At 63.2% G+C, this 26,676-nt stretch carries 28 protein-coding genes, 1 tRNA gene and 1 pseudogene; 19 read left to right on the top strand and 11 right to left on the bottom strand.

Annotation, left to right across the window (positions count from 1 at the left end; all coding sequences use genetic code 11):
* A partial coding sequence (locus L630_RS21775; RefSeq protein WP_034330844.1) for a transposase occupies positions 1-261 on the top strand: 261 nt, incomplete at its 5' end.
* Positions 262-300: 39 nt separating this feature from the next.
* Here the strand turns inward: L630_RS21775 and L630_RS22990 are convergent.
* From L630_RS22990 to L630_RS22995, 4 genes are all read right to left on the bottom strand, one after another.
* Entirely contained in the window at positions 301-1,095 is a 795-nt protein-coding gene (locus tag L630_RS22990; RefSeq protein ID WP_144708828.1) for a hypothetical protein, read from the bottom strand.
* An 84-nt stretch (positions 1,096-1,179) separates the two neighbouring features.
* Positions 1,180-1,503 (bottom strand): hypothetical protein, encoded by a 324-nt coding sequence (locus L630_RS0118115; RefSeq protein ID WP_024849626.1) that lies wholly within the window; start codon positions 1,501-1,503, stop codon positions 1,180-1,182.
* A gap of 102 nt (positions 1,504-1,605) precedes the next feature.
* Positions 1,606-5,085, bottom strand: coding sequence for a carbamoyl-phosphate synthase large subunit (gene carB / locus L630_RS0118120; protein WP_024849627.1), 3,480 nt, complete (start codon positions 5,083-5,085; stop codon positions 1,606-1,608).
* Between the two features lie 227 nt (positions 5,086-5,312).
* A complete protein-coding gene (locus tag L630_RS22995) occupies positions 5,313-5,540 on the bottom strand; it encodes a hypothetical protein (protein WP_144708830.1) in 228 nt (75 codons plus the stop codon).
* A 176-nt stretch (positions 5,541-5,716) separates the two neighbouring features.
* On the opposite strand from L630_RS22995, the gene L630_RS23225 reads away from it, so the two are divergent.
* Positions 5,717-5,890: a hypothetical protein gene (locus L630_RS23225; RefSeq protein WP_186441493.1), complete on the top strand. Its 174-nt coding sequence runs from the start codon at positions 5,717-5,719 to the stop codon at positions 5,888-5,890.
* Positions 5,891-5,989: 99 nt separating this feature from the next.
* Positions 5,990-6,895: a neutral zinc metallopeptidase gene (locus L630_RS0118130; protein WP_024849628.1), complete on the top strand. Its 906-nt coding sequence runs from the start codon at positions 5,990-5,992 to the stop codon at positions 6,893-6,895.
* A gap of 31 nt (positions 6,896-6,926) precedes the next feature.
* Here the strand turns inward: L630_RS0118130 and L630_RS23000 are convergent, their stop codons facing one another.
* Positions 6,927-7,175 (bottom strand): hypothetical protein, encoded by a 249-nt coding sequence (locus L630_RS23000; RefSeq protein WP_144708832.1) that lies wholly within the window; start codon positions 7,173-7,175, stop codon positions 6,927-6,929.
* A 178-nt stretch (positions 7,176-7,353) separates the two neighbouring features.
* Complete coding sequence (gene carA, locus L630_RS0118135) at positions 7,354-8,565, bottom strand: glutamine-hydrolyzing carbamoyl-phosphate synthase small subunit (RefSeq protein WP_034330845.1); 1,212 nt, start codon at positions 8,563-8,565, stop codon at positions 7,354-7,356.
* Between the two features lie 196 nt (positions 8,566-8,761).
* Here carA and L630_RS0118140 point away from each other — a divergent pair, with 196 nt between their 5' ends.
* Together L630_RS0118140 and L630_RS0118145 are read left to right on the top strand one after the other, a co-directional pair.
* Positions 8,762-9,211, top strand: coding sequence for a GatB/YqeY domain-containing protein (locus L630_RS0118140; RefSeq protein ID WP_024849630.1), 450 nt, complete (start codon positions 8,762-8,764; stop codon positions 9,209-9,211).
* 97 nt (positions 9,212-9,308) lie between these two features.
* Positions 9,309-9,974 (top strand): 5-formyltetrahydrofolate cyclo-ligase, encoded by a 666-nt coding sequence (locus L630_RS0118145; RefSeq protein ID WP_024849631.1) that lies wholly within the window; start codon positions 9,309-9,311, stop codon positions 9,972-9,974.
* 1 nt (position 9,975) lies between these two features.
* Here the strand turns inward: L630_RS0118145 and L630_RS0118150 are convergent, their stop codons facing one another.
* Complete coding sequence (locus tag L630_RS0118150; RefSeq protein ID WP_024849632.1) at positions 9,976-11,637, bottom strand: Na/Pi cotransporter family protein; 1,662 nt, start codon at positions 11,635-11,637, stop codon at positions 9,976-9,978.
* A gap of 246 nt (positions 11,638-11,883) precedes the next feature.
* Here L630_RS0118150 and dnaG point away from each other — a divergent pair, with 246 nt between their 5' ends.
* The 4 genes and pseudogenes from dnaG (at position 11,884) to L630_RS0118170 (ending at position 17,156) form a co-directional block, all read left to right on the top strand.
* On the top strand, positions 11,884-13,827 hold the full coding sequence (dnaG, locus tag L630_RS0118155; protein ID WP_024849633.1) for a DNA primase: 1,944 nt from the start codon (positions 11,884-11,886) through the stop codon (positions 13,825-13,827).
* A gap of 410 nt (positions 13,828-14,237) precedes the next feature.
* Positions 14,238-16,247 (top strand): RNA polymerase sigma factor RpoD, encoded by a 2,010-nt coding sequence (rpoD, locus tag L630_RS0118160; protein WP_024849634.1) that lies wholly within the window; start codon positions 14,238-14,240, stop codon positions 16,245-16,247.
* An 11-nt stretch (positions 16,248-16,258) separates the two neighbouring features.
* Positions 16,259-16,564 (top strand): annotated as a pseudogene (locus L630_RS0118165) (Uma2 family endonuclease); the annotation flags it as partial.
* Positions 16,565-16,586: 22 nt separating this feature from the next.
* Positions 16,587-17,156: a GNAT family N-acetyltransferase gene (locus tag L630_RS0118170; protein WP_024849636.1), complete on the top strand. Its 570-nt coding sequence runs from the start codon at positions 16,587-16,589 to the stop codon at positions 17,154-17,156.
* On the opposite strand, the gene L630_RS0118175 is transcribed toward L630_RS0118170, so the two are convergent.
* Entirely contained in the window at positions 17,146-17,742 is a 597-nt protein-coding gene (locus tag L630_RS0118175; RefSeq protein WP_024849637.1) for a TetR/AcrR family transcriptional regulator, read from the bottom strand. The genes L630_RS0118170 and L630_RS0118175 overlap by 11 nt on opposite strands.
* A gap of 71 nt (positions 17,743-17,813) precedes the next feature.
* On the opposite strand from L630_RS0118175, the gene L630_RS0118180 reads away from it, so the two are divergent.
* The 5 genes from L630_RS0118180 to L630_RS0118205 all read left to right on the top strand — a co-directional run bounded on the left by L630_RS0118180 (position 17,814) and on the right by L630_RS0118205 (position 20,842).
* Positions 17,814-18,239, top strand: coding sequence for a VOC family protein (locus tag L630_RS0118180; RefSeq protein WP_024849638.1), 426 nt, complete (start codon positions 17,814-17,816; stop codon positions 18,237-18,239).
* An 87-nt stretch (positions 18,240-18,326) separates the two neighbouring features.
* The gene (locus L630_RS0118185) at positions 18,327-18,950 is read left to right on the top strand and encodes a glutathione S-transferase family protein (protein ID WP_024849639.1); all 624 of its coding nucleotides are present in this window, start codon (positions 18,327-18,329) and stop codon (positions 18,948-18,950) included.
* Between the two features lie 7 nt (positions 18,951-18,957).
* The gene (locus L630_RS0118190) at positions 18,958-19,383 is read left to right on the top strand and encodes a secondary thiamine-phosphate synthase enzyme YjbQ (protein WP_024849640.1); all 426 of its coding nucleotides are present in this window, start codon (positions 18,958-18,960) and stop codon (positions 19,381-19,383) included.
* Positions 19,384-19,444: 61 nt separating this feature from the next.
* Positions 19,445-19,726 (top strand): HlyU family transcriptional regulator, encoded by a 282-nt coding sequence (locus tag L630_RS0118195; RefSeq protein ID WP_024849641.1) that lies wholly within the window; start codon positions 19,445-19,447, stop codon positions 19,724-19,726.
* A gap of 252 nt (positions 19,727-19,978) precedes the next feature.
* Positions 19,979-20,842 (top strand): NAD(P)-dependent oxidoreductase, encoded by an 864-nt coding sequence (locus L630_RS0118205; RefSeq protein WP_024849642.1) that lies wholly within the window; start codon positions 19,979-19,981, stop codon positions 20,840-20,842.
* 58 nt (positions 20,843-20,900) lie between these two features.
* Here L630_RS0118205 and L630_RS0118210 read toward each other — a convergent pair whose 3' ends face one another.
* Positions 20,901-22,922 (bottom strand): OmpA family protein, encoded by a 2,022-nt coding sequence (locus tag L630_RS0118210; RefSeq protein ID WP_024849643.1) that lies wholly within the window; start codon positions 22,920-22,922, stop codon positions 20,901-20,903.
* Positions 22,923-23,089: 167 nt separating this feature from the next.
* Here L630_RS0118210 and L630_RS0118215 point away from each other — a divergent pair, with 167 nt between their 5' ends.
* From L630_RS0118215 to L630_RS0118230, 4 genes are all read left to right on the top strand, one after another.
* A complete protein-coding gene (locus L630_RS0118215) occupies positions 23,090-23,539 on the top strand; it encodes a YcgN family cysteine cluster protein (protein WP_024849644.1) in 450 nt (149 codons plus the stop codon).
* Between the two features lie 76 nt (positions 23,540-23,615).
* Positions 23,616-24,029 carry a ketosteroid isomerase-related protein gene (locus tag L630_RS0118220; RefSeq protein WP_024849645.1) on the top strand — a complete coding sequence of 138 codons (414 nt, stop codon included), beginning with the start codon at positions 23,616-23,618 and terminating at the stop codon, positions 24,027-24,029.
* 1 nt (position 24,030) lies between these two features.
* On the top strand, positions 24,031-24,615 hold the full coding sequence (locus L630_RS0118225; RefSeq protein ID WP_024849646.1) for a GNAT family N-acetyltransferase: 585 nt from the start codon (positions 24,031-24,033) through the stop codon (positions 24,613-24,615).
* Between the two features lie 137 nt (positions 24,616-24,752).
* Complete coding sequence (locus tag L630_RS0118230) at positions 24,753-25,127, top strand: hypothetical protein (protein WP_024849647.1); 375 nt, start codon at positions 24,753-24,755, stop codon at positions 25,125-25,127.
* 133 nt (positions 25,128-25,260) lie between these two features.
* On the opposite strand, the gene L630_RS0118235 is transcribed toward L630_RS0118230, so the two are convergent.
* Positions 25,261-25,989, bottom strand: a complete 729-nt coding sequence (locus tag L630_RS0118235) for an SIMPL domain-containing protein (RefSeq protein WP_024849648.1) — start codon at positions 25,987-25,989, stop codon at positions 25,261-25,263.
* 108 nt (positions 25,990-26,097) lie between these two features.
* Between L630_RS0118235 and L630_RS0118240 the strand changes: the two genes are divergently transcribed.
* Positions 26,098-26,173 (top strand) — tRNA-Ile (locus L630_RS0118240).
* Positions 26,174-26,433: 260 nt separating this feature from the next.
* Here L630_RS0118240 and L630_RS0118245 read toward each other — a convergent pair.
* Positions 26,434-26,676 (bottom strand): ATP-binding protein (locus L630_RS0118245; RefSeq protein WP_024849649.1); only part of this gene is annotated, 243 nt, incomplete at its 5' end.

Consider the following 26,676-nt stretch of genomic DNA (forward strand, 5'->3'; position numbering starts at 1 on the left):
TACATGACCTTCCCGAAGGAGCATCGGGCCAAGCTTCACAGCACGAATCCGATCGAACGCCTTAACGGGGAGATCAAGCGGCGCACCGATGTCGTCGGCATATTCCCGAATGACGACGCCATCGTGCGTCTCGTCGGAGCCCTGCTGCTCGAACAGAACGATGAATGGGCCGTTCAGCGTGCCCGCTACATGACGCTGGAAAGCGTCGGACAATTGAGCGATGATCCCTTCATCAGCCTGCCAGCAGTAGCAGCACGCTGACCAACCCGGCCAAGCCGGACAGCACGGCGACCAATGCCGTCAGTTACACCACGCGGTGGGACACCATCGCCAATGATTATCGGACAAACCCTTTGGTTGACGAAGCGCGTATTGGAACAGCGGCGCGCGGCGCCCATCGATATGGGCCGCATCGGCACAACGTAAAAGAAGGGCGATTTTAACTTCGTTTAGTTGCCATTCGTTGGGAAGATCGGGAGCCGCTCCGACGACGCTGCGCAATTTAGCAGTAAGGTCAGAGGGCGGCCAGTGGTGGCTTTCCGCAATACGTCCAATAGTTTCACCGTATGCGCTCCGCAGTCCGGCATCTTCTAACAGGAAAATATCTTGTTGATTGACTGGATTTTTCCACGTTCGGGTTAGAAGGGTCGAGGCAATCTTTGCGTGATGTTCTCGTAAATATGTAAACAACGCTGCAGCGCGGCGATGTGATGGCTCGGATAGAGACGACAGTGACGCCTCAATATCCTGAAACTCACTTGAAGAGTAAATTGCATTCGTTCCGCCTTCTACGGAGACGGCAGCAAGTCCTGCATCGTGAATCAATAACGCCATGCCGAACACAAACGTCTCGGCTGGGTTTAGGTGGAAGGCTTCTCCTGCAATCTGATCAGCAATATCCCATAACGCATCGATATGTGTGATATCGTGAATCGTCAGATTCTCGCAGTCTTCCGGTATGTGCTGCAGGAGCTCTGATGTATTTTTGCGTGCTTGATTAAAGGCGGAGCGTAATCGCTCTTGTTCCTGAGCGAATTCATACTTTTTCTTCGGCTCGAGTCCCCTTCGCCATAGTGACGTCTTATCAAAGGACACTTGCTATCCCCCCTGGAAGAAACCACGTTGCCCAGGGAAGTATGCACAGCCGTTGCTGGTCGACAATGCGGTTTGGAGCGGCGCTTATGAACTCCTCCCCATCCGCTCCTTGATCCCCTGCGCCCACTCCCGGCCTTCGTCGCCGCCCCAGAGCAGCCAGGCGATGCGGCCGGCTGAGGGGTTGTCGTCGTTGAAGAAGTTTTTCCCGCGCTTGTCGACTTCGTGGCGGGCGAAGTAGCTCACCATCCGCCGGATGGTTTCGGGCGAAAGATCGCGACGCGCGACGAGATCCTTTGCGCGCGCAACGCCCACTTCCGTTCCGCCGCGGCCATAGCGCTCGCGCCATGCGAGACCCTGCGCGGCATTCCGCGCCACGATCTCTGGCGGCGTGAAATCGATAATGTCCAAACAAAAAAAACTCCCTGCCGGTGAGGGCAGGGAGTTGGCGTGACGATTGTGTCAGGCGTTGGACCGGGCGCCGCATGGCGGGCCGGTCCAAAAAGCTCAGGCTCAGAAATATTCCTGCAGCGGGCGGACTTCCAGCGAGCCGGCCTTCAGCGCGGCGATGGCTTCGGCGGCAGCGGCGGCACCAGCCATCGTCGTGTAGTAGGGCACCTTGTGCATCAGGGTCGCACGGCGCAGCGACTTGGAGTCGGACACCGCCTTCTGGCTGTCGGTGGTGTTGAAGACGAGTTGAACCTGACGGTTGCGGATCGCGTCCTCGATATGCGGACGGCCTTCCAGCACCTTGTTGATCTTCTCGGCTGCGACGCCGTTTTCGGCGAGGAAGCGCTGCGTGCCGCCGGTTGCCAGCACCTTGAAGCCAAGGTCAGCGAGGCGCTTCACCGATGGCAACACCTTCGCCTTGTCGTCGTCGCGGACGGAGACGAACACGGTGCCGGAGCGCGGCAGGTCGACGCCGGCGCCGAGCTGGCTCTTGGCGAAGGCAAGGGCGAAGTCCGCGTCGAGGCCCATGACCTCGCCGGTCGACTTCATCTCCGGTCCAAGCAGCGTGTCCACGCCCGGGAAGCGGGCGAAGGGGAACACGGCTTCCTTGACCGCGATGTGCTTCAGCTCCGACAGGACCGGCTTCGAGCCGTAGTGGCCGAAAGCCTCATCCAGCGTCTCGCCAGCCATGATGCGGGCGGCGATCTTGGCGATCGGGCGGCCGACGGTCTTGGCGACGAACGGGACGGTACGAGAGGCACGCGGGTTGACCTCGAGGACGAAGATTTCGCCGTTCTTGATCGCGTACTGGACGTTCATCAGGCCGCCGACATGGAGGCCCCGCGCAAGGGCTGCCGTCTGGCGCTCGAGTTCGGCCACCAGCTCAGGCGAGAGCGAGCGTACAGGCAGCGAGCAGGCTGAGTCGCCGGAGTGGATGCCGGCTTCCTCGATGTGCTCCATGATGCCCGAGACGTAGACGTTCTCGCCGTCGCAGAGCGCGTCGACGTCGATCTCGATCGCTTCCGACAGGTAGGTGTCGAAGAGCAGCGGGTTCTTGCCGAGCAGCGTGTTGATCTGGCCCGTCTTGTCATTCGGGTACTTCTGCTTGATGTCCTCGGGGACCAGTCCCGGAACGGTGTCGAGCAGGTAGGACTGCAGCTGGCTTTCCTGGAAGATGATCTGCATCGCGCGGCCGCCCAGCACGTAGGACGGGCGCACGACCAGCGGGAAGCCAAGTTCGGAAGCGACGGTGCGGGCCTGCTCGACCGAGAAGGCGATGCCGTTCTTCGGCTGCTTGAGGTTGAGCTTGCGCAGCAGCTTCTGGAACCGGTCACGGTCCTCGGCGAGGTCGATCATGTCCGGCTCGGTGCCGAGAATCGGGATGCCGGCTGCCTCGAGCGCCTCGGCGAGCTTCAGCGGGGTTTGGCCGCCGAATTGGACGATAACGCCATGCAGCTGGCCCGACTGCTGCTCGACGCGCAGGATCTCCAGCACGTCCTCAGCGGTCAGCGGCTCGAAGTAGAGGCGGTCCGAGGTGTCGTAGTCGGTCGAGACCGTCTCCGGGTTGCAGTTGACCATGATGGTCTCGTAGCCGGCGTCCGACAGCGCGAAGCACGCATGGCAGCAGCAGTAGTCGAACTCGATGCCCTGGCCGATGCGGTTCGGACCGCCGCCGAGGATGACGACCTTTTTCTTGTCCGACACCTTGGCCTCGTCGGCGAGCGCCCCTGCGAACGGGACCTCGTAGGACGAGTACATGTAGGCGGTCGGCGAGGCGAACTCGGCCGCGCAGGTGTCGATGCGCTTGAAGACCGGGTGAACGTCGAGCTTGTTGCGGAGTGCCGCGACCTCGGCGGCATCCTTGCCGGCTAGCGAGGCCAGGCGGGCGTCGGAGAAGCCCATCGCCTTCAGCATGCGCAGGTTTTCGGCATCCTGCGGCAGGCCGTGCTCGCGGATGCGGGCCTCCATGCGGATGATGCCGTCGATCTGCTCGAGGAACCACGGGTCGATCTTGCACATCTCATGGACGTCCTCGAGCGAGGTGCCCATGCGCATGGCCTGCGCGACCATGCGCAGGCGGTCCGGCGTCGGCGTGCCAAGCGCGGCGCGGATGGCGTTCTTGTCGTCGCCCTGGCCAAGGCCGGGGATCTCGATCTCATCGAGGCCGGTAAGGCCGGTTTCGAGTCCGCGCAGGGCCTTCTGCAGCGATTCCTGGAAGGTGCGGCCGATCGCCATGACCTCGCCGACCGACTTCATCGCGGTGGTCAGCGTCGGCTCGGCGCCCGGGAACTTTTCGAACGCGAAGCGCGGGATCTTGGTGACGACGTAGTCGATCGACGGCTCGAAGGCGGCCGGGGTCGCGCCGCCGGTGATGTCGTTTTCCAGCTCGTCAAGCGTGTAGCCGACGGCGAGCTTCGCCGCGACCTTGGCGATCGGGAAGCCGGTCGCCTTGGAGGCAAGCGCCGACGAGCGCGACACGCGCGGGTTCATCTCGATCACGACCAGGCGACCGTCGGCCGGGTTGACCGCGAACTGAACGTTCGAGCCGCCGGTCTCAACGCCGATCTCGCGCAGCACCGCGATCGAGGCGTTGCGCATCATCTGATATTCCTTGTCGGTCAGCGTCAGGGCAGGGGCGACGGTGATCGAGTCGCCGGTGTGCACGCCCATCGGGTCGAGGTTCTCGATCGAGCAGATGATGATGCAGTTGTCCGCCCTGTCGCGGACGACTTCCATCTCATACTCTTTCCAGCCCAGCACCGACTCCTCGATCAGGACTTCGGTGGTCGGCGAGGCGTCGAGGCCGGCCTGGACGATGTCGAAAAATTCCTGGCGGTTGTAGGCGATGCCGCCGCCGGTGCCGCCCATGGTGAAGGACGGGCGGATGATCGCCGGCAGACCGACGAAGTCGAGCGCCTGTGCGGCCACGCCCATGGCGTGGGCAATGTAGCGCTGCTTGCGGTCGCCTTCGCCGAGGTTCCACTCGGTCTCGAGCGCGTCGAGCGCCGCGTCAAGATCGGCCGGGTTCGAGGCCTTCAGCGCCTCGCGGCGCGCCTCATGCTCGCGGCGGTCGGCTTCCTTGACCTCGGTGGCATTGGCGAGCATCGAGCGCGGCGTCTCGAGGCCGATGCGGGCCATAGCTTCGCGGAACAGTGCGCGGTCCTCGGCCTTGTCGATCGCCTCGGCGTTGGCGCCGATCATCTCGACATTGTAGCGGTCGAGCACACCCATGCGGCGAAGCGACAGCGCGGTGTTGAGCGCGGTCTGGCCGCCCATCGTCGGGAGCAGCGCATCCGGGCGCTCCTTGGCGATGATCTTGGCGACGACTTCCGGGGTGATCGGCTCGATGTAGGTCGCGTCCGCCAGCTCCGGATCGGTCATGATCGTCGCGGGATTGGAGTTGACCAGGATGATGCGGTAGCCCTCGGCCTTCAGCGCCTTGCAGGCCTGCGTGCCGGAGTAGTCGAACTCGCATGCCTGCCCGATGACAATGGGGCCCGCGCCGATGATGAGGATCGATTTGATATCGGTGCGTTTCGGCATGGGAGCATCCGTCTTTTTGAGCTTGCACGAATACCGGTCGCGGATGCCCCTTTTAGAACGCTGCTGCGCCAGGGGAGGCCTCGGCCGGTCGTAACAAGTTTTGGTTCTGTAAGGCTAGGCGGGCCTTATAGGGGAAGGAACCGGGCGTGGGAACCCCGGAAATGCAGCTTGCCCAGCTGTTTGCGCACAGCAGGCATTCCTCCACAGGAAGGTTCTGCCGTAACGGCTCAGTGACCGGGCCGTGCGTAGACCTGCGCGGAAGACGGCATCTCGCGCACGGCGCAGACAATGCGCTCCCTGGCCTTCGAGTGGACGCCAACAGGAGACAGTCCCCAACCGCTTGCTTGCTGGCCGTGCTGATGAGGCGATCCGGCAAGGTACCCCTGACCAGCACGGAAGAAGAGGTCGAGGCTCTTCTGGTGTGCAAGTTCGATCAGCGGGGTGAGGGCGTTCATGCGCAAGGACCAGTCGGGGGTTGTCGCGGCACGCTATCGGCCCATGCTTAATGCCGGATTAACGATGATTTTTCGGGTCTGGAGCTGCTGGCAGAAGCATGGGTTGGCCTGCGGGAACGTCGCATGCCGCCAAGCGTTATCGAGGAAGATCAACCTCGCGGCGACGGGAGTTCACGATGGGCAAGGAAAACGCACCCACCAAGACCGGCAAGGAATCGGCTGAAGGCCTGCACCGGGCCACGCGCGAGGAAGAGCGCAAGGTTGAGGAGGAAAAGGGCTCCGACCTCAGGAAAGGCAGCGACAGGTTCGAGGAACGAGCCCGTAGCGCCGGTGGCGACGCCAAAGGCTAAGATTGTCCTGCCAGCGTCGTCAGGCTGGCCTTACCCAACGCACTTTGAACGTGGCAGTCGTTCGGCTAATGTCGAACGATCATCAACAGGACTTGTACCATGCTCTGGAAGGGCCGTCGGCAAAGCAGCAATATCGAGGACAGACGCGGCGGCGGTATGCCGGGCGGCCGTATTGGGGGAGGCGGGCCCATCCGGTTGCCGATAGGCCGTGGCGCTGGCGGCGGTGGCCTCTCCGGCATCATCATTCTGGTCGTGCTGTTCTTCGCGCTCCGCGCGTGCGGCATCGATCCGCTGCAGATCCTCGAGGGTGGCGGTATCGGCGGCGGCCAGCAGATTGGCTTTGAGCAGCAGGGCAACAGTCAGGTGACCGACGAAGAGGCGCAGTTCGTTTCCGTCGTGCTCGCGGAGACCGAGGGTGTCTGGAACGGCATCTTCCAGGCCGAGGGGCAGGAATACAGCGAGCCGCGGCTGGTGCTCTTCACCAACCAGATCCAGTCGGCCTGCGGCTATGCTTCGTCGGCCTCGGGGCCGTTCTACTGCCCCGGCGATCGCAAGGTTTACATCGACCTCGGCTTCTTCCGCGAGCTGGCGCAGAAGTTCAAGGCGTCGGGCGACTTCGCGCAGGCTTATGTGATCGCGCATGAAGTCGGCCACCACGTCCAGAACCTGATCGGCGTGCTGCCGGAATTCAACCGCCAGCGGCAGAGCATGAGCCAGGTGGAAGCCAATCGCATGTCGACCCGTGTCGAGCTGCAGGCCGACTGCTTCGCTGGCATCTGGGCGCATTACACCGCGCAGAAGGGCCTGCTGGAGCAGGGCGACATCGAGGAGGCGCTGAATGCCGCCAACCAGATCGGTGATGACACGCTGCAAAAGCGCACTCAGGGCTACGTCGTTCCGGAAAGCTTCAACCACGGTACGTCCAAGCAGCGCATGACCTGGTTCGCCAACGGCCTGCGCAACGGCCGGCTCGAGGACTGCGATACGTTCAACAACCCGGTCTGAGTGACGAAACATTTGGATGAAGAAGGCGGGCTCACGGCCCGCCTTTTTGTTTGGGGGCTATGCGCTGGTCACAGAAGAGGCAGTTGTTTCTGCCGCGCGGGATTCTCAACCGCCGTTCCGGGCTCCAGCGTTCCGGCATGGATCCTCGGCTCAAGGCCGAGGATGACGAAGCTGAATGGTTCTGCTTAACCGCCGAAGGCAGCGCGCCATCAATGCCGGCGCCGACGACTTTCAGAAACCTTCCCACATCGTCATCCTCGGCCTTGAGCCGAGGATCCATGCCGGAACGGATCCGCTAAGCCGCATTCCAGAATGGGCAGTGCAGGGAGCATCATGCGGAAAGTGGGGATGCACAAGGGGGCGTGCCTGGACCATCCGCCACTCAGAATCTAACCCAACAAAAACGGCGGCTCGGAGCCGCCATTTTCGTTGGCAACGATTGTTGGTCAGCGCGCTGATCAGCGCTCCGCCAGAGCCGGCTCCCCGCGGCGCTCGCGGATCATGTTGACGAAGCGGCGGAAGAGGTAGTGCGAGTCCTGCGGACCCGGAGACGCCTCCGGATGGTGCTGCACCGAGAACACCGGCTTGCCGGCCAGCGCGATGCCGCAGTTGGAGCCGTCGAACAGCGAAACGTGAGTCTCGACAACGCCTTCCGGCAGCGACTTCGAGTCGACCGCGAAGCCGTGGTTCATCGATACGATCTCGACCTTTCCGGTGGTGTGGTCCTTGACCGGGTGGTTCGCGCCGTGGTGGCCCTGGTGCATCTTCTCGGTCTTGGCGCCGACGGCGAGGGCGAGGATCTGGTGGCCTAGGCAGATGCCGAACATCGGCAGGTCGGCCTTGAGCAGGTCCTGCACGACAGGCACGGCATATTCGCCGGTCGCTGCCGGGTCGCCGGGGCCGTTCGACAGGAAGACGCCGTCCGGGTTCATGGCGAGGATTTCGTCAGCCGAGGTCCTGGCCGGAACGACCGTCACCTTGGCGCCGAGCCCGGCAAGCAGGCGCAGGATGTTGCGCTTGACGCCGTAGTCGACGGCAACGATGTGCATCGACGGCTCCTTCTGCTCGTCATAGCCCTCGTCCCAGACCCACGGGGTCTCGGTCCAGGTCGATGACTGGCCGGAGGTCACGTCCTTGGCGAGGTCGAGGCCGACGAGGCCGGACCATTCGCGCGCTTCCTTCTTTAGCGCCTCGACGTCGAAGACGCCGTCCGGCGAGTGGGCGATCACCGCATTCGGCGCGCCCTTGTCGCGGATCAGCGCCGTCAGCGCGCGCGTGTCGATATTGCACATGGCGATGATGCCGCGGTGCTTCAGCCAGGCATCGAGCGCCTCGCTGTTGCGGTAGTTCGACGGGTTGGTGATGTCGCCCTTGAAGATGGCGCCGACCGCACCGTGGCGTGCTGCCGGAGTGAGGTCTTCAATGTCCTCGCCGTTCGTACCGACATTGCCGATATGCGGGAAGGTGAAGGTGACGATCTGTCCGGTGTAGGACGGATCGGTCAGAATTTCCTGGTAGCCCGTGAGGGCCGTGTTGAAGCAGACTTCAGCCACCACATGCCCAGTGGCGCCAACGCCGGTGCCTTCAATCACCGTTCCGTCGGCCAGCACCAGCAAGGCGGTGGGCTTCTTCGTCTGCCAGGGCAAGGTCGGGGCGGTCGTACCGGTCATGGCCATTCTCCGTTCGTGGCAGGCCGTGCTTGAAATGGTCCTGCTTGCAGGACGCATCGCGCAGGCGTATGCGCGGCGGGGAGCCGTCTGCCTCTGTCGCGCAACATTGAGATAGTTTCGCCCGGTCCATAGGTGAAGCCATCGGCGCGGTCAATCATCGGTGAGAGCCGACCCCAAAAGAACGAAGGAAAAAGATATGCGCGAAACGATCACGAAGGCCCTGAGGGAAGCACAGAAGGCGCAGGACAAGGAACGGACGTCGACTCTGCGCATGATCAACGCCGCGATCCAGGACCGGGACATCGCCAATCGCGGCGCGGGCAAGGACGCCGCCTCCAGCGAGGAGATTCTGCAGATTCTCACCAAGCTGGTGAAGCAGCGCGAGGAATCCGCCAAGGCCTATGAAGAGGGGGGGCGTGCCGAGCTCGCCGCCAAGGAGCGCTCCGAGATAGCTATCATCCGCGAATACCTGCCGCAGCAGATGGACGAGGCGCAGACGCGCGATGCAATCGCAAAGGCAGTGGCTGAGACGGGTGCGGCAAGCGTGAAGGACATGGGCAAGGTGATGGCTTACCTCAAGGAGCGCTACACCGGCCAACTCGACTTCGGCAAGGCGAGCGGTCTCATCAAGGAAATGCTGAGCTAGCCACTTCGCTCGTGTGCGACGTATTCGCTGCGAAGACGTCGCATTCGGGGTGCACCTCCTTGTCCATGACGGTTAGTCTTGGGGCAGGAGGAGTGCGATGAACGATGAACAGGACACGGCTGGCGGCAGCGGCACCTACGCGTCGCCACCCTGCTTCATGCACGAGCTTGGCGGCGAGGGGAGCGCGCCTGCGGGCGACCCGAGCGCCGAGGCCGATGTCAGGCGCTGGCGCAAGGCAGAGCGCGAACGGTTGATCGCGGCGCGGCTGGAGCTTCCCGCCGATGTCCGTGCTGCCCATGCCGCGGTGATCTGCGACAAGATCGACCGCCGCGTCGGCGACTATGCCGGCAGGACCGTATCCATCTACTGGCCATTTCGCGGCGAGCCCGACTTGCGCGGCTGGGCGCAGCGGGTGATCGACAAGGGCGGGCGCATGGCGCTGCCGGTGGTCATTGCCAAGGCGACGCCGCTGATCTTCCGCGTATGGACGCCCGGCGACAAGCTCGAAAAAGGCGTATGGAACATCCCGATCCCGGTCGAGGATGTGCGCGTTATCCCCGACGTCGTGATCTCACCGGTAGTGGGCTTCGATGCGCAGAACTACCGGCTGGGCTACGGCGGCGGGTTCTATGACCGCACGCTGGCGTCACTGCCGAGCAAGCCGCTTGTCATCGGCATCGGTTATTCGCTGCAGCGAATCCTGACGATCTACCCGCAGCCGTACGACATCCCGATGGATGTCGTCTTCACCGAGGCTGACTGACTTACTCCGCGGCCTGCGCCAGGCGCGAGCCGCGCAGCAGGCCGTGCTCCTCGAGGACCGGATACGCCATCGACGCGAGCAGCGAGTTGATCTGCTTGAGGTCGCGGATCGTGTCGAGGTGGAGCGAGCTGGTCTCGAGGCTCTTCTTGGTGCCGGTGCGCAGGCGCTCGAAGTGGCGCTGGCTCGTCTCGCGTTCGAGATCGCGCATGCGGTCTTTCTCGCGAACCAGCGCCTGTGCCGTCGCCGGGTCGCGGCTAATCACGACGTTGAAGGCAAGGCGTGCGTTGTTCAGCACGCTTGCGTGCAGGTTGGTCAGCTCGCGCCAGCCTTCCGGGGTGAAGGTCAGCCCGCGCTCGAGCTTCTTGCGAACGTGCACCAGCATGTTGCGGGTAATGATGTCGCCGACCTGCTCGAGTTTGACACAGGCGTCCAGCAGCTCATGCGTGCGCTGCACGTCCTGCTCATCCATCTGCTCGGCCGGGATGCGGGCGAGGTAGAGCTTGATTGCCGCGTGCTTCCGGTCGACGCGGTCGTCAAGCGATGCGAGCTCTTCCATGCCTTCGCGGCTCGGCTCCTCGTAGAGCTCCATGATGTTCTTCAGCATCACCTCGACCGTCTCGCAGACGCCGACCACGGCGCGCGTGACGTTGGCGAGGGCGCGGGACGGCGTGTTGAGAGCGTCCGGATCCAGCGCGCTCGCCTCGCGATCCTCGAGTGCCGATGCCGACTGGGCCGAGGATGTCATGCTCTCGAGCATGCTCGTGACGAGGCCTGCGATCGGCATCGCAAGGATGACCAGCGCGATGTTGAAGGCGATGTGAGCATGGATAATCTGCAGCGGGGCGGTATCGCCGAGGTAGCTGAGCGGCGGATTGAAGATCGAAAGCACGATCAGTGCGATTACAGCTCCGACGCCGCGGACGATCAGGTTGCCGAGCGGAACGACGCGGCTCGGCGCCGGCATGGTGCGCGACAGGAGCGCCGCGATCAGGCCGCCGCCCAGGTTGGCGCCCAACGCTAGTACGACACCGAGTTCGGCCGGGATGATGCCGCGCGTTGCCAGCGCCACCACCAGCAGGATGAAGGCGACGCTCGAATGGAAAAGCCAGGTCATCACAGCTGCGATCAGGAACGCCGTGACGACGTCGCCGGAGAGATAGTTGATGATGATCGGCAAAAGGTCGCTGTGGCGCAGCGGCTCGGAGGCGCTGCCGATCAGCTGCAGCGACAGGAGCAGCAGGCCGATGCCGACCAGAATGCGGCCGAACTGGCGCCAGGCGGCGCGCTCGGTGGCCATGAAGATCGCGGTGCCGAAGAAGATAGTGATCGGGACCAGCAGCGACAGGTCGAAGGACAGCAGCTTGACGACGAATGCGGAGCCGAGGTCGGCGCCAAGCACGGCGATCAGGCCCGAGGCGGAGCCAACGATCCCGGATCCGACGAACGAGCCGACGAGCAGCGCCACGGCAGTGGAACTTTGGAAGGCGATCGCAAGCAGCGCGCCAGCCGCGGCCGCTGCGATCGGATTCTTCAGCGTTCCGCGCAGCTTGCGGCGCAAGATGTCGCCATAGGCGCGCTCAACGCCCGTGCGGACGGTGCGCGTTGCCCAGAGCAGAAGGGCGACCGCCCCCGCCAGATGAATAAGAACGACCGAGCCGCTCATTCGAAAATCTGCGCGCCGCGCGCGCCTCGCCTGTTGATCACCGTTTGATTCATGGCCGCCATGGTAGCAAGAGCTTTTTACTTTCCAAGGGATATCTTGTTAGCCGGTTAAACGAATATCGGTTTTTCTTACGGGTGTCCCTAGCGTCGCTTATGGGTGTGAATTCTGGTGATCCCATGAGAAGTCGTTCGCTTCCGCCGCTGCCTTCGTCCTATATAGGACTCCCATAGTCAGTTCGGTTGACCGATGCGCTTTCCGCAATCCTTCCTCGACGAGATACGCGATCGTGTTCCGATCTCGGCCGTGGTCGGTACCCGCGTGACGTGGGACAGGCGCAAGACCAACGTCCAGCGCGGGGATTACTGGGCCTGCTGTCCGTTTCACGGCGAGAAGTCGCCGTCCTTCCACTGCGAGGATCGCAAGGGCCGCTACCATTGCTTCGGCTGCGGCGTCACCGGCGACCACTTCAAGTTCCTGACCGAGCTCGACGGCATGGCGTTCCCGGAAGCGGTGGAGCGCCTCGCCGAAATGGCCGGCGTGGCAATGCCGGCGCGCGACGCGCAGGCCGAGCGCAGGGAGCGTGAGCGCGCGACCCTCACCGACGTGATGGAGCTGGCGACCCGCTTCTTCCAGGAAAAGCTGCATGCGGCTGAAGGAGCCAAGGCGAGGGCCTACCTGCGCGAGCGCGGTCTGTCATCGGCTACCCAGCAGACGTTCCGCCTCGGCTACGCGCCGGACAGCCGCAATGCGCTGAAGGAATACCTCGCCAGCAAGGGCGTTGCGCGCGAGCAGATCGAGGCGGTGGGGCTGGTCGTCCATGGTCCCGACATTCCGGTTTCCTACGACCGGTTCCGCGACCGCGTCATGTTCCCGATCGAGGATTCGCGGGGCAGGGTAATCGCCTTCGGCGGCCGCGCGTTGTCGAATGACGTTCCGGCAAAGTACCTCAACTCCAACGACACCGAGCTCTTCCACAAGGGCAATGTGCTCTACAACTTCGCCCGGGCTCGCAAGGCGCAGGTGAAGGCGGGCACCGTCATTGCTGTCGAAGGCTATATGGATGTGATTGCCCTGGCGCAGGCGGGGTTCGAGCATGTCGTTGCCCCGCTTGGCACCGCGCTGACGGAGAACCAGCTCGAACTGCTCTGGAGGATGACGGGCGAGCCCATTCTCTGCTTCGATGGCGACCAGGCCGGCCTCAAGGCGGCCTGGCGGGCAGCGGACCTTGCGCTGCCGCTGATCGAGCCGGGCAAGACGCTGCGCTTTGCGCTGCTGCCGGAGGGCCAGGATCCGGACGATCTTGTCCGCAGTGGCGGGCCGGATGCATTCCGCTCCGTGCTCAATGAGGCGCGGCCGCTGGCCGAGCTGTTGTGGCTGCGTGAGACCTCTGGTGGCGTTTTCGACACGCCGGAGCGCCGCGCCGAACTTGAAAAGAACCTGCGCGAACTGACCGGCCGCATCAAGGACGAAAGTGTTCGCCGCCATTACCAGCAGGACATGCGCGACCGGGTGCAAAGCTTCTTCGGCCCGCGCGACCGCGGCCCGCAGAAGAGCCGCTTCGGTGGGGAGCGTGGCTTCGGCGGCGGGCGTGGCGGGAAGCAGGGGCAGATTGCGGCCGGACGGATCGCAGTGAGCGAGAGCCTTGCCCGTTCGGCCCTTGTTCGCGCGAGCGGTGGCACTTTGCCGTTGCGCGAGACGGCAATGATCGTCTCGATGATCAATCACCCGGAGTTGATCGACGAGCATTTCGAAGAGTTCGCCGACATGGATCTGCCGCATCCGGAGCTTCGCAAGCTGCACTCGGCGGTCCTCGATGCGCTCGCCAATGGCGTCGACCATGAGCGCAAGGCGCTGATCGCCGCTCTGGCGGCTGCAGGGCATGAAGCGTCGTGGGAGCGGGCGGTGGCACTCGTCCGCAAGGCGCGGATCTGGCCGGCGCTAGAGGATGCGGCCATTGAGGATGCACGCGAGGCTTTTAGCCAGGCAGCGGCATTGCAAACCAAGGCGCGGGAGCTGAAACGCCAGCGGGCCAGCGTTCAGCAGGCGCTGGCCGATGCGGTGGAGAAGGGGGAGGAGCAGACCTCGCAGCATCTCCTGCAGGTGCTCAACACGATCAGCCTCGACATCGCCAACCTGGAGCGGCTCGAGGCGCTGGTTGACGGCTTCGGCGTTCAATCGGGCAGGGGATAGCAGCGATTTAAGGTTGCAAACTCGCGCCACTTGCAGAATTAAGAACACACCCTACATAGGCATCACGTTCGGGCCCAGTGGCACTGCCCGAAGCTGCACGTCGTGCATTTGATTCGCTTTTTTGCTGCGAATCAGGTTTCTGACGCTTGACCTTCCGCACGTTTGGCGGAATCAGGATCAATGGAAATCTGCCGTGAGCCGGGAAAAAATCAACAGCGCCCGTAAAATGTGAACGCAACGGCGGCTGGTCGGATCCGCGACGATGTCTATATGCCGAATGTGACAGGGTTAATCGAGCATTAAGGCAGAAGCAGGTATCGCGATTCACCGGCGAAGTTCAGATGATTTGCCACATGCGCTGAGGCCCTGAAGGCCTCGATTGAAGCTTCAGCCTCTGGAGAAGAGACAATATGGCGACGAAAGAGAAGGAAGAGGTCGAAAACGAACGCGAAGGCGCGCCGGACGGCCCGCTGCTCGACCTTTCCGACGACGCCGTCAAGAAGATGATAAAGGTCGCGAAGAAGCGCGGCTATGTCACGATGGACGAGCTGAATGCCGTGCTTCCTTCCGAGGAAGTGACGTCGGAGCAGATCGAGGACACGATGGCGATGCTCTCCGACATGGGCATCAACGTCGTGGAGGACGACGAGGCTGGCGAGGAAGCTGAGAGCGACGACGACGACGAGTCCACCGAGCTGGCAGAATCGACCGGCACCGCGCTGGCGGCCGCGCCGACCAAGAAAGAGCCGACCGACCGTACCGACGATCCGGTCCGCATGTACCTGCGCGAGATGGGCTCGGTCGAGCTGCTGTCGCGCGAGGGCGAAATCGCGATTGCGAAGCGCATCGAGGCCGGCCGCGAGACGATGATCGCGGGTCTGTGCGAGAGCCCGCTGACCTTCCAGGCCATCATCATCTGGCGCGATGAGCTCAACGAGGGCAAGATTCTCCTGCGCGAGATCATTGACCTCGAGGCCACCTATGCCGGGCCCGAGGCCAAGCAGGCTCCGATCGTCGAGCGCATCGAGGAAGACGCCAAGCCGAAGGAAGACGCCAAGCCCGGTCGTCGCCGTGGTGAAGACGACGACATTACCAATGTCGGCGGCGAGACCCGGGTCGAGGAAGAGGAAGAAGACGAGGACGAGACCAACCTGTCGCTTGCGGCGATGGAAGCTGAGCTTCGCCCGCAGGTCATGGAAACCCTCGACGTCATCGCTTCGACCTACAAGAAGCTGCGCAAGCTGCAGGACCAGCAGGTCGAGCAGCGCCTTGCCGCTGCCGGCAGCCTGTCGTCCAGCCAGGAGCGCTCCTACAAGCAGCTCAAGGACCAGCTGGTCACGGCCGTGAAGTCGCTGTCGCTCAACCAGGCCCGCATTGAGGCACTGGTCGAGCAGCTCTACGATATCAACAAGCGTCTCGTGCAGAACGAGGGCAAGCTGCTGCGCCTAGCCGAAAGCTACGGCGTCCGCCGTGAGGACTTCCTGCGCGAGTACCAGGGCAGCGAGCTCGATCCGAACTGGATCAAGCGGATTGCCAACCTCTCCAGCCGCGGCTGGAAGGAATTCTACCAGAACGAGAAGGACACCATCCGCGACATCCGCGCGGAGATCCAGAACCTCGCCACCGAAACCGGCATTTCGATCGCCGAGTTCCGCAAGATCGTCAACCAGGTCCAGAAGGGCGAGCGCGAAGCCGCAATCGCCAAGAAGGAAATGGTCGAGGCGAACCTGCGTCTCGTGATCTCGATCGCCAAGAAGTACACGAACCGCGGCCTGCAGTTCCTGGACCTCATCCAGGAAGGCAACATCGGCCTGATGAAGGCGGTCGACAAGTTCGAGTACCGTCGCGGGTACAAGTTCTCGACCTACGCGACGTGGTGGATCCGTCAGGCGATCACCCGCTCGATCGCCGACCAGGCACGCACGATCCGCATCCCGGTGCACATGATCGAGACGATCAACAAGATCGTCCGTACCTCGCGCCAGATGCTGCACGAAATCGGCCGCGAGCCGACTCCGGAAGAGCTGGCCGAAAAGTTGGCGATGCCGCTCGAGAAGGTCCGCAAGGTCCTGAAGATCGCCAAGGAGCCGATCTCGCTCGAAACCCCGGTGGGCGACGAGGAAGATTCACACCTCGGTGACTTCATCGAGGACAAAAACGCTCTGCTGCCAATCGATGCGGCGATCCAGGCGAACCTGCGCGAGACGACCACGCGCGTGCTGGCATCGCTCACGCCGCGCGAAGAGCGCGTGCTGCGCATGCGCTTCGGCATCGGCATGAACACCGACCACACCCTCGAGGAGGTGGGCCAGCAGTTCTCCGTGACGCGGGAGCGTATCCGCCAGATCGAGGCGAAGGCGCTTCGCAAGCTGAAGCACCCGAGCCGCAGCCGCAAGCTGCGCAGCTTCCTCGACAGCTAAGACTTCAAAACCCGGCCTCAGCGCCGGGTTTTTTCTTGGCCGGTGACCTGCGTGGCCACCATGTCCTGCTGGCCGTCGAGATTTCCGACTCGAGCTTGGCTTATGACCGCGGGCGAAAGCTCGGCGTCTATGCTGCCTACGGCATACCAGAGGTCTGGGTGATCGAGGCGGCGAACCTCGTCACCCACGTCTATAAGCGCCTCGGTGCGGAAGGTTACGGTGTACAGGCCGATTTCGGTCCCGATCAGGATGTTGTTGCGGGGCGCGCAGAGGGTGTAGGCTTCTGCTTCGCCCGCCTCGGGCTATCGCCTCTTTGATCCATTCCATGAGCGTCAGCAGATGAACCAGAAGTTGGAGCGTGCGGATGTCGTTGTCCGCGACTGCACCGTCGAGGACATGACCGTCGTCCAGGAGATTTACGCCCACCACGTGCTCCACGGCACCGCGTCCTTCGAGGAGGCTGCTCCGGGCCTCGAGGAAATGTGCAAACGCCGCGAAACGGTTCTCGCGTCCGGACTGCCGTATCTTGTCGCCGAGATCGATGGCAAGGTGCAGGGCTATGCCTATGCAGGGATGTTCCGCCCGCGCATTGCCTATCGCTACTCGATCGAGGATTCGGTCTACGTGGCGCCGGGACTTGGTGGGCGCGGCATTGGCAAGGTGCTGCTCACCGAGCTGATCCGCCGCTGCGAGCGGGGACCCTGGCGCCAGATGATAGCGGTGATCGGCGACAGCGCCAACCATGGCTCGATCAACCTGCACCGCAGCCTCGGCTTCCATCACACCGGCACGCTCGCCTCGACTGGCTTCAAGTTCGGTCGCTGGATCGACACGGTGATGATGCAGCGCGCGCTGGGCGAGGGCGACACCACGCTGCCGGAGCCTGCGAAGGCACAAGCTAGCGCGTAGAGAGGGCGTCAATGATCGCGGCGAAAACCTTGCGGTGATCTTCCACGCTTGCACCGGCTTCGATCGCGAGAGCTGCGCGGTCGAACATCGCTGACAATTGCGCGGCGAGCGCAGGGACAGGAAGCTGCTGCAGTTCGCCCGCTTCCATTGCGGCCGTCAGCCCTTCCACGAGCGTGCGTCCGCCGTAGCGCTCGTCGATTTCGTCCATGAGCGACCGGCCGAGGACTGCCGGCCCGTCCAGCAGCAGGAGGCGCGTGCGTCCGTTGACTGCCATCGCCCGGAAGAAGGCGTCCGCCCCGTCGAGCAGAGCCTGGCGCACCGAGGCAGGAGCTTCGGTTGCCGCGTCGATCTCCGCCGCTACGGCGGCTGCCTCCGCTTCAACCACCGCCCTAAACAGTGCCTGCTTGTCGGCGAAGTGGTGGTAGAGCGCCCCACGGGTCACCCCGGCAGCGGCCACAATCTCCGGCGTTCCTGTCTCCGCATATGATTTCTCAATGAAGAGGTTACGCGCGGCCGCGATGAGCGCGGCGCGGGTCGCCTCCGTGCGCTCCCGATTGGAGCGACGTGCAGAAACGGCTTCTTGCATGCATGCAGCCTGTATGTTAACGGTCAGAATACATACAGAATGTATGTGAATAGAAGGCGAAAGGGAAGGCCATGAAGGCGACCAGCTTCTACCCCGTGATCATGACCGGCGATGTTGCCGGGACCGCGCGCTTCTACATCGAGCACTTCCGGTTCAGGCCCGCCTTCGAGAATGAGTGGTACGTCCACCTGACCTCGACGGAGGACGAGACCATCAACCTCGCCATTCTTGCTGGCGACCACAAGACGATCCCCGCCGAGGGCAGGGGAAGGGTGAGTGGCCTTCTGCTCAACTTCGAGGTCGAGGATGTCGACGCCGAGCATGCGCGGCTGTCGGCTGCGGGGTTGCCGATCCTGCTTTCGCTACGCGACGAGGCATTCGGCCAGCGCCACTTCATCACCAGCGATCCCAACGGCGTCCTCATCGACATCATCAAGCCCATACCGCCGACGGGCGAGTTCGCTGAGCAGTACACGGACGAGGCGCGTCCGGTCTGACGGCTTTCAGTATCGGCGTCTCCCGCAATTGCATTCGCGTGCAAACCGGTCCAGCCTGCGGCCATCCGGATTGGGAGGTATTTGCCGATGTTGACCCTTTATTTTGGACGGGGCGGTTGTTCGCTCGCGTCGCATATCGCGCTTGAGGAAGCAGGCGCTGACTACGAGGCGCGCAAGGTCGATTTTGCGACCAACGAGCAGCAGTCGCCGGAATATCTGCGCGTAAACCCGAAGGGGCGCGTGCCGGCGCTGGTCACACCGCGCGGCATCCTCACCGAGACCCCGGCGATCCTCGCCTATATCGCGCAGTCATTCCCGGGCGCAGCACTTGCGCCTGTCGCCGACTATTTCGCCTTTGCCGAGCTGCAGGCGTTCAATTCCTATCTCTGCTCTACTCTGCATGTCGCGCACGCGCACGGACGGCGCGCTTACCGCTGGGCTGATGACGAGGCCGCGCAGGCGGAGATGAAGCGAAAGATGCCGGAGGTCGTGACCGCTTGCTTTAAGATGGTCGAGGACAACATGTTCCGTGGACCATGGGTGATGGGAGACCAGTACACCGTCGCCGATTCCTATCTCTTCACGGTCGCGCAGTGGATTGAAGGTGATAATGTCGACACCTCGCTCATTCCGCGGGTAATGGAGCACCGCGAACGGATGAAGCAGCGCCCGGCCGTTCAGAAGGTGCTGGAGCGCGAGGCAAACGCTTGAGGCAGGCATGGCGCAGCAGACGGTTCTGACGATTTCAACCCACGGGCAAGGGCTCTACGAGTTCACCGACCAGGCATCCGCCTTCGTCAGGAACGCGGGGATCCAAACCGGCCTGTTCACCGTCTTCGTGCGCCATACCTCGTGCTCGCTGATCATCCAGGAAAATGCAGATCCGGATGTCCAGCGCGACCTCAACGAGTTCTTCCGGAGGCTGGTGCCGCCGTCGAACGACCCGTCGATGCGCTGGATGGTGCACACCACCGAAGGGCCGGATGACATGCCGGCCCACATCAAGGCGGCGCTCAACGCGGTCTCGCTGTCGGTCCCTGTGATGGGTGGCAGGCTTGCATTGGGAACCTGGCAGGGCATCTATCTGTTCGAGCACCGCGACCGTCCGCACCGGCGCGAGGTCGTGCTGCATCTCGCAAGCTGACCGGTTTCCTTTCCAGTGCCGCTGCGGCATAGAGGGAGCCAGTCAGAGATGGGAGACGAAGATGTCGTTCTGGAAGAAGCTGTTTGGCGGTGGCGGCGCGGCCAAGCAAGAGGAAGCCGGCGAGCCTGTCGAGCATAAGGGCTACAGGATACTTCCCACTCCCTACCTTGAAGGGGGCCAGTACCAGACCTGCGGCGTGATCTCGAAGGAGATCAACGGCGAACTCAGGGAGCACCGCTTCATTCGTGCCGACCGGTTTGCGTCTAGGCAGGACGCGATCGACGTCACCATCCGCAAGGCGCAGCAGGTCATCGATGAACAGGGAGACCGGATCTTCGGCTAGGGCGATGCAGCGTCTTTCGATCCTCCTGATCGCAGGATTGCTCACAGGCTGTGCGGCCTATGGCGTCGTTGCAACCGCGCGGATCAGCGACGACAGGGTCGTTGCCTCCTCAAGGAGCGCGACCGTGTCGACGAGCGGGATTTCAACGAGGTCGGAACGGGCCGAAATCCGCTACTGACAAACCAGCCGCGCGACGCGCGAACGCATGCTAGGTTTCCACGTTGACCATCGCGATCACGGGGAGGGCCATAAATGTCGCTCAAGGGGAAGACGCTTTTCATCTCGGGAGGCTCGCGGGGGATCGGCCTGGCTGTCGCCCTGCGCGCCGCGCGCGACGGCGCAAACGTTACCATCGCAGCGAAGACCGCCGAGCCGCACCCTAAGTTGCCGGGGACGATCTACACTGCCGCCGAAGAGATCGAGAAGGCAGGCGGCAGGGCGCTGCCGGTGGTCTGCGATATCCGCGATGAAGCCCAGGTCCGCGAGGCGGTCGCGAAGACGGTCGAAGTATTCGGCGGCATCGACATTTGCATCAACAATGCCAGCGCGATCAGCCTGACGCCGACGCTCGCCACCGACATGAAGCGCTTCGATCTGATGCACCAGATCAACACGCGAGGCACCTTCCTCGTGTCAAAAATGTGCATTCCGCACCTGCGGTTGGCGGAAAATCCTCATATTTTGAATCTGGCTCCGCCGCTCGACATGAAGGCCAAATGGTTCAAGAACCACGTCGCCTACACGATGGCGAAATACGGCATGTCGATGTGCACGCTCGGCATGAGCGCCGAGTTCGCCAGCGAAGGGATCGCGGTGAATTCTCTGTGGCCGCTGACGGCGATCGACACCGCCGCCGTGCGCAACCTTCTAGGCGGAGAGGCGGTCGCCTCGATGAGCCGGTCGCCCCGGATCATGGCCGATGCGGCCTATGCGATCGTAAATCGCCCGGCACGCGAGACGACCGGCAACTTCTTCATAGACGAGGAGGTGCTCCGCGAAGAGGGCGTCACTGACTTCTCCGTCTATGCCCCCGGCGCTACCCAGCTTGCGGCTGACTTCTTCGTTCCGGACGAGGTGTTCCAACGAAGCGCGACGAAGGTATTGCGCGCGTTCTAGACAGACATGAAAACCCGGCCGGCGGCGGCCAGCCGGGTCTTCTTCGCTGTCGGTCGCGTTACTGTGCGCTTGCGACCGGAGCGACCAACGGGGTGATGCGGCGGATGGCAACGCGGCGGTTCTCGCGCTCTGGCTCCTCCGTCTTCACCTTGAGATAGGTCTCGCCGTAGCCCTGCGTGACCAGATTTTCCGGCGGGATGCCGAACACGTTGGTCAGGGCGGTCGCGATGGACTCAGCCCGGCGGTCGGAGAGGGCCAGGTTCGCCTCATTTGAGCCGACAGCGTCAGTGTGACCCTCAATCAGGAACACCTCGCCGGGGTTCTTCTCGAGCAGCTTGTTCATGGCATTCGCCACGCCCTCGAGCCTCGGGATCGCGTCATCCGTGATGGTGGCAGAGCCGAACTCGAAATTGATCGTATCGAGCTCGACGCGGCGGACGCTGTCTCGGACACGGGCCGAGTAACGGACCTCGTCAACCGAGTAGAGGCGCCGGACCGGCTCGACCGGCGGCTGCTCGAGGAACTCGTAGTAGACATCCTCATCCTGGACCCCGCCGGCGTCGAGGATATACTCATTAGCGGGAATGGTCAGGCGCAGCGGCGGAAGATCTTGGCCCGGATCGCGCCAGCCGCGGCGGCGATCGTCACGGTCGCGGCGTCCGCCGTCGGAATAGACAAGCACATATTCGCGCCCGTCCGAGGTGAAACGTGAACGCTCCACCACGTCGCCGTAGCGGTCATAAACCGTGACGACCTGCACACCATTCGGGCGCACAACGGTCTCGCGGTAGCGGCCGCGCGGCAACTCCTCGTAATAGACTTCCTGAGCGTCGCGTCCGATGCGGTCGCGATCGTCGCTGCGGACGATGATCTGGTTGTTGAACTGGATCACCGTGCGGTCGCCAAACTCGCGGACCGGTTCGGCGCCCTCCCAGCGCTCGCGGCGGCCCTCGAAATTGTCGATGCGCTGACCTTGCTCTTCGCGCAGCGAGCGGAACTCGACCGGCTGCTCAAGCTGCTGTGCCTCGACGTCCGTGGTAGGCGGCGGTCCGGCAGGAGCTGCCGGAGCCTGTGCTGGCTGTTGGGCGGCATCCGGAGCTGGCTGGCCACCCTCTGGTGCGGGAGCAGGAGCTTCCTTAGCGCTGTCGAGCAGCGGAGCCTGGTCGCCAATCGGTTCGCTGGCGCCTTCCGTAACTGGAGGCTGGCCTTCTGCCGGAGGAGCAGCGCCCTCCTGGGGAGCGGCGGGTGCTGCAGGTGCAGGTGCAGCAGCGGGCGGCGCGCCTTCCGACTGCCCTGCTGGAGCAGCGGGTTGTTCCTCAGCAGGAGCCTCGCCACTCGGCGCGGCTTCCGGGGCAGGTGCCGGCGTCGGCGCTTCTCCTGTCGGAGGTGTAGGGGCATCGGGCGCGGGAGTTGGCGCAGGCGCTGCTTCCGGGGTTTCCTCGGCCGGCGTCTCAGGCTCAGGAGCGGCATCCTGAGGTGCTGCTTCAGGAGCAGGCGTTGGTGTCGGGGCTTCATCGGATGGTGGGGTTGCCTCTTCAGGCGCGGATTGTTCCTCAGCCGGTTGTTCGGCGGGTTCTTCAGCCGGTGGTGCGGGTTCGTCAGCGGCTGGAGCCTCTGCAGGTGACTCCTCGGCGGCCGGCGCCTCTGCGGGAGGCTCTTCGGCTGCAGGCGGCTCTTCGGCCTGAGGCTCAGGTGCCGGTGCTTCTTCAGGAGCAGGAGGAGTCTGCTCTTCCGGTGCAGGTGCTTCCTCAGCCGGAGCTGGAGCTTCCTCGGCCGGTGCCGTCGGCTTTTCGGCAGGTGGGGCAGGCTGCTCGGCAGGCGCTTCCTGCTGCTGTTCCTCTTCTGCCGGCTGCTCTTGGCCTCCGCCTTGGCGGGCGCGCTCCGCTTCTTCCTCGGCGCGGCGACGCAGCAGTTCCTCTTCGCTCAAGCCTTCCTCAGCCTGCGCCAGGATCATCAGGTTGCCATGATCATTTGGTGCCGCGACCGGCTCGGCAAATCCGGGCTGTGCAGCGGTTGCTTGCCCGGCAAGCATCACGAGCGCCAGCGCCGTGCCTGCTAGAAAACTGGATCGGGTGTGCATCTTGGTAGTCTCCTGTCCGGTCGTCCCAACGCACGGCAACTTCTATCGCCCCCCGAAGGTTCCTTCCCGGCGGCATCTTGGGCAGGGGCGGGGCAAAGCCGCGGCAAATTCGTGGCGGAGGCCGTCTTGCCCTTGACGCCCCCGCCGCAAGCGCTCAAACGGTAGCCATGACACAGCAGCCGTTCTGGATGGAAAAGACGCTCGAGGAACTGAGCCCGCAGGAGTGGGAGCTGCTGTGCGACGGCTGTGGCAAATGCTGCCTGTCGAAGCTCGAGGACGAGGACACCGGCGACATCTACTGGACTACCGTCGGCTGCCGACTATTTGACGACGAAACCTGCAGCTGCCGCGACTATCCCAATCGTCTGTCGAAGGTTCCCGACTGCGTTGGCCTGACGCCGGAAAAGGTGCGCACGATCACTTGGCTGCCAAAGACCTGCGCCTATCGCCTCGTTGCCAATGGTGAGCCGCTCTACTGGTGGCATCATCTCGTGTCCGGCAGCCGCGAGACGGTTCATGTTGCCGGCATCTCGGTCAAGGGCTGCGTCACCGCCAGCGAGGACGACCTTTCCGAGCCCGAGGACTACTTCGCGCACATGCTGGACGAGGAGCCGTAGGGGCCGCTTGCCCCTTGGCATAAATTCCCCGGCCGCTATGGTTCCCCGCGAATCATACTGAGAAGGGGAATTCCTCATGACTGAAGCCAACACCCTTGCCCTGATCGAGCGCTACATCGCCGCCTTCAATGCGGGCGACAGCGAGGGCATGCTGGCATGCCTGACGGAAGACGTCGCGCACGACATCAACCAGGGCGGCCGCGAGATCGGCAAGGACAAGTTCCGCTGGTTCAACGGCATGATGAAGCGGCACTACCGCGAGGAGCTGACCGACGTCGTCATCATGGTCGCTCAGGGTGGCGGACGCGCGGCTGCGGAATTCACCGTCCACGGCACCTATCTCGAGACTGCCGAGGGCCTGCCGGAAGCCAAGGGCCAGAAGTACGTCCTGCCGGCCGGCATCTTCTTTGATATCGACAACGGCCTGATCTCGCGCGTGACGACTTACTACAATCTCGAAGACTGGATCGCACAGGTTTCGAAGGACTGAGATGGCTGACGTTCGGCGGCTTACCCGGTCGGAGGCGGAAGCCGCCTTCGACGACCTCGCCCGGCTGCGGATCGAGGTCTTTCGCGATTTCCCCTACCTCTACGAGGGCGACATAGACTACGAGCGTCAGTACCTGTCGACCTTCATGAAGTCGCCGGGCGCGGTGGTGATTGGTGCGCTGGACGGCTCGCGTCTCATCGGAGCGGCGACGGCCTCGCCGCTGACCGATCATCATGAGGAATTCGGCAAGCCGTTCGCCGACCGCGGCCTCGACACGAGCGAGTATTTCTATTTCGGCGAATCGGTGCTGCAGAAGGGCTATCGCGGGCAGGGGATCGGCGTGCGCTTCTTCGAGGAGCGCGAACGGGCAGCGCGTGACCAGGACTTTTCAAAGTGCGTGTTCTGCGCCGTCATCCGGCCGGCTGACCATCCGCTGCGACCCGCGGACTACCAGCCGCTCGATGCCTTCTGGGCAAAGCGCGGCTACCAGAAGGTCGAGGGACTCATCTGCGAGTTCTCGTGGAAGGACATCGGGGAAAGCGACGCAACATCGAAGCCGATGCAATTCTGGGCACGCACACTCTAGCCTCTTAAGGGCCCTCTTGGTGCCTCTTTCATCATTATGAACCGCACATGAACGACGAGTTCCGAGATCGTTCAGCCTCGCTCAACCATCATGCGGGCATCCAATCAGGACAAACTGAGCCCGACAGGAGAATGTTGATGATGAAATTCGCCAAGACCGCAGTTCTTTCCGCCCTGATCGGCCTCGGAGCCATCGCGTCCATTCCGTCCGCTGCGCAGGCGCAGACCGGCGGTTTCTACCTCGGCTTCGGCAATGGCGGAGTGGGCTTCCACTTTAACGACCGCGACCGCCGCGACTTCCGCGGTCCCGACCGTCACCATCCGCCGCGCCACCACGTCCGCGGCCACTGCTCGCCGCGCGAGGCGGTCCGCAAGGCGAGCCGCATGGGCCTTCGCGACGTTGCCGTCGTCCGTGAGAACCGCCGTGTGATCGAGGTCGAGGGACGCCGCCACGGCCGTCGTTTCCACACGATCGCCTTCGCGAACGTTAACGGCTGCCCGACCCTCCGTTAGGCCAGGGACACCATCCTCCAGCAAAAAAGCCCGGCAGCGATGCCGGGCTTTTCGTTCCGGAGAAAGTGATTCAACTACCGGACAAACTGATTCAGGATTCGGCCTCAGCCTGTTGATCCCGGATCGCTTTTAGCTACTGCGCGATCTCGAATGTGACGCTCACCTGTACGCGGTAAGTGTTTTCCCCGGCCTCCACCGGCACCGCATCGGCAGCGGCAGCTTCCATCTTGAATGCACGCGCGCTGATCGGCATCGGCTGCGGCATCATCGAGTGCTCACTGATCTCGACGATCGACCCGAGTTTCACGCCGGCAGCTTCCGCCAGCGTCGTCGCGCGGCTGACCGCATCCTTCACCGCGCGCTTGCGCGCCTCGGTCACAGTCGCTGACGAATCGCTGTTGGTGAAGCTGATGCTTCCGCCCTGGTTGACGCCGAGCGAGACCGACTTGTCGATGATCTCGCCGACCTTGGAAATGTCGCGGATGCGGACGGTGAGGGTGTTCGACACCTGGTAGCCTTGGATCCGCGGCGGCTCGCCGGAATTGTCCTGCGGGAAGACGTAGCGCGGGTTGATCTGCAGGCCGGCGGTCTGCAAATCACGCGCCTCGATCCCGGCTTCTTTCAGGGCTGCGATCACTTCAGCGATGGCCGTGTTATTTTGGTCGAGCGCTTCGCGCGCGGTTTCAGCCTCGCGCATGACGCTCAGGCTGACGATCGCCATGTCCGGTGCGACCGATGCCTCACCTTCGCCAGCGACATGGATGCGCGGCTGGTGCGGAGGCCGTGGCGGCTCCTGCGCCGCGGCGAGGGAGGGAACCGAGAGGGCGGCGGCGAGGAGGAGAGGCAAGTATCTGCGGTTCATGTCGATCTCCGAAAGAGTGCCTGAAACCAGGCGGATACTCACTCATTATGCGGGGATTGCGGCGAACACCTTGTGCCTCGGCCAAAAACCAACTAGTTCAGCGACGTGGGGCCTGTAGCTCAATGGTTAGAGCCGGCGGCTCATAACCGCTTGGTTGGGGGTTCGAGTCCCTCCGGGCCCACCATATTCGCCCCAAATTGAGGCGGCAAATTCGCGCTGCCACGTGCCACAGTTCCAGATTGACGCAGCGTGTCGTTCGAAAGTGTCGGCGTTTCCTAACTCATTGTAACGGTTGTCGATTTTTGGTTCCAACAACTTTTGTCCATTGTGGCAGTCACGTTGTGGCCACAAAATAGCCACGGTTCCACACGGTGTTGATTTCCGCTGAGAGTTGACCCGGGATTTTCGCCGAGAAGTGACCCGCCTTCATGTATGGTTTGGGTCTCAGGACTTAGTCAAGGTGGGTGCTTTCTCCTTCTTTGTCGGTGTGGTCTGGGCAGAGCTGTTCTTGAAGCGGAAGCTGTCGTTTCCGGTCTCCAGGATGTGGCAGTGATGGGTGAGCCGATCGAGCAGCGCCGTCGTCATCTTGGCGTCGCCGAAGACGGTCGCCCATTCGCTGAAGCTGAGGTTGGTGGTGATGACGACGCTGGTGCGCTCGTAGAGCGTGCTCAGCAGATGGAACAGCAG

The sequence above is a fragment of the Aminobacter sp. J41 genome (genome assembly GCF_000526635.1).
Lineage (GTDB): Bacteria > Pseudomonadota > Alphaproteobacteria > Rhizobiales > Rhizobiaceae > Aerobium.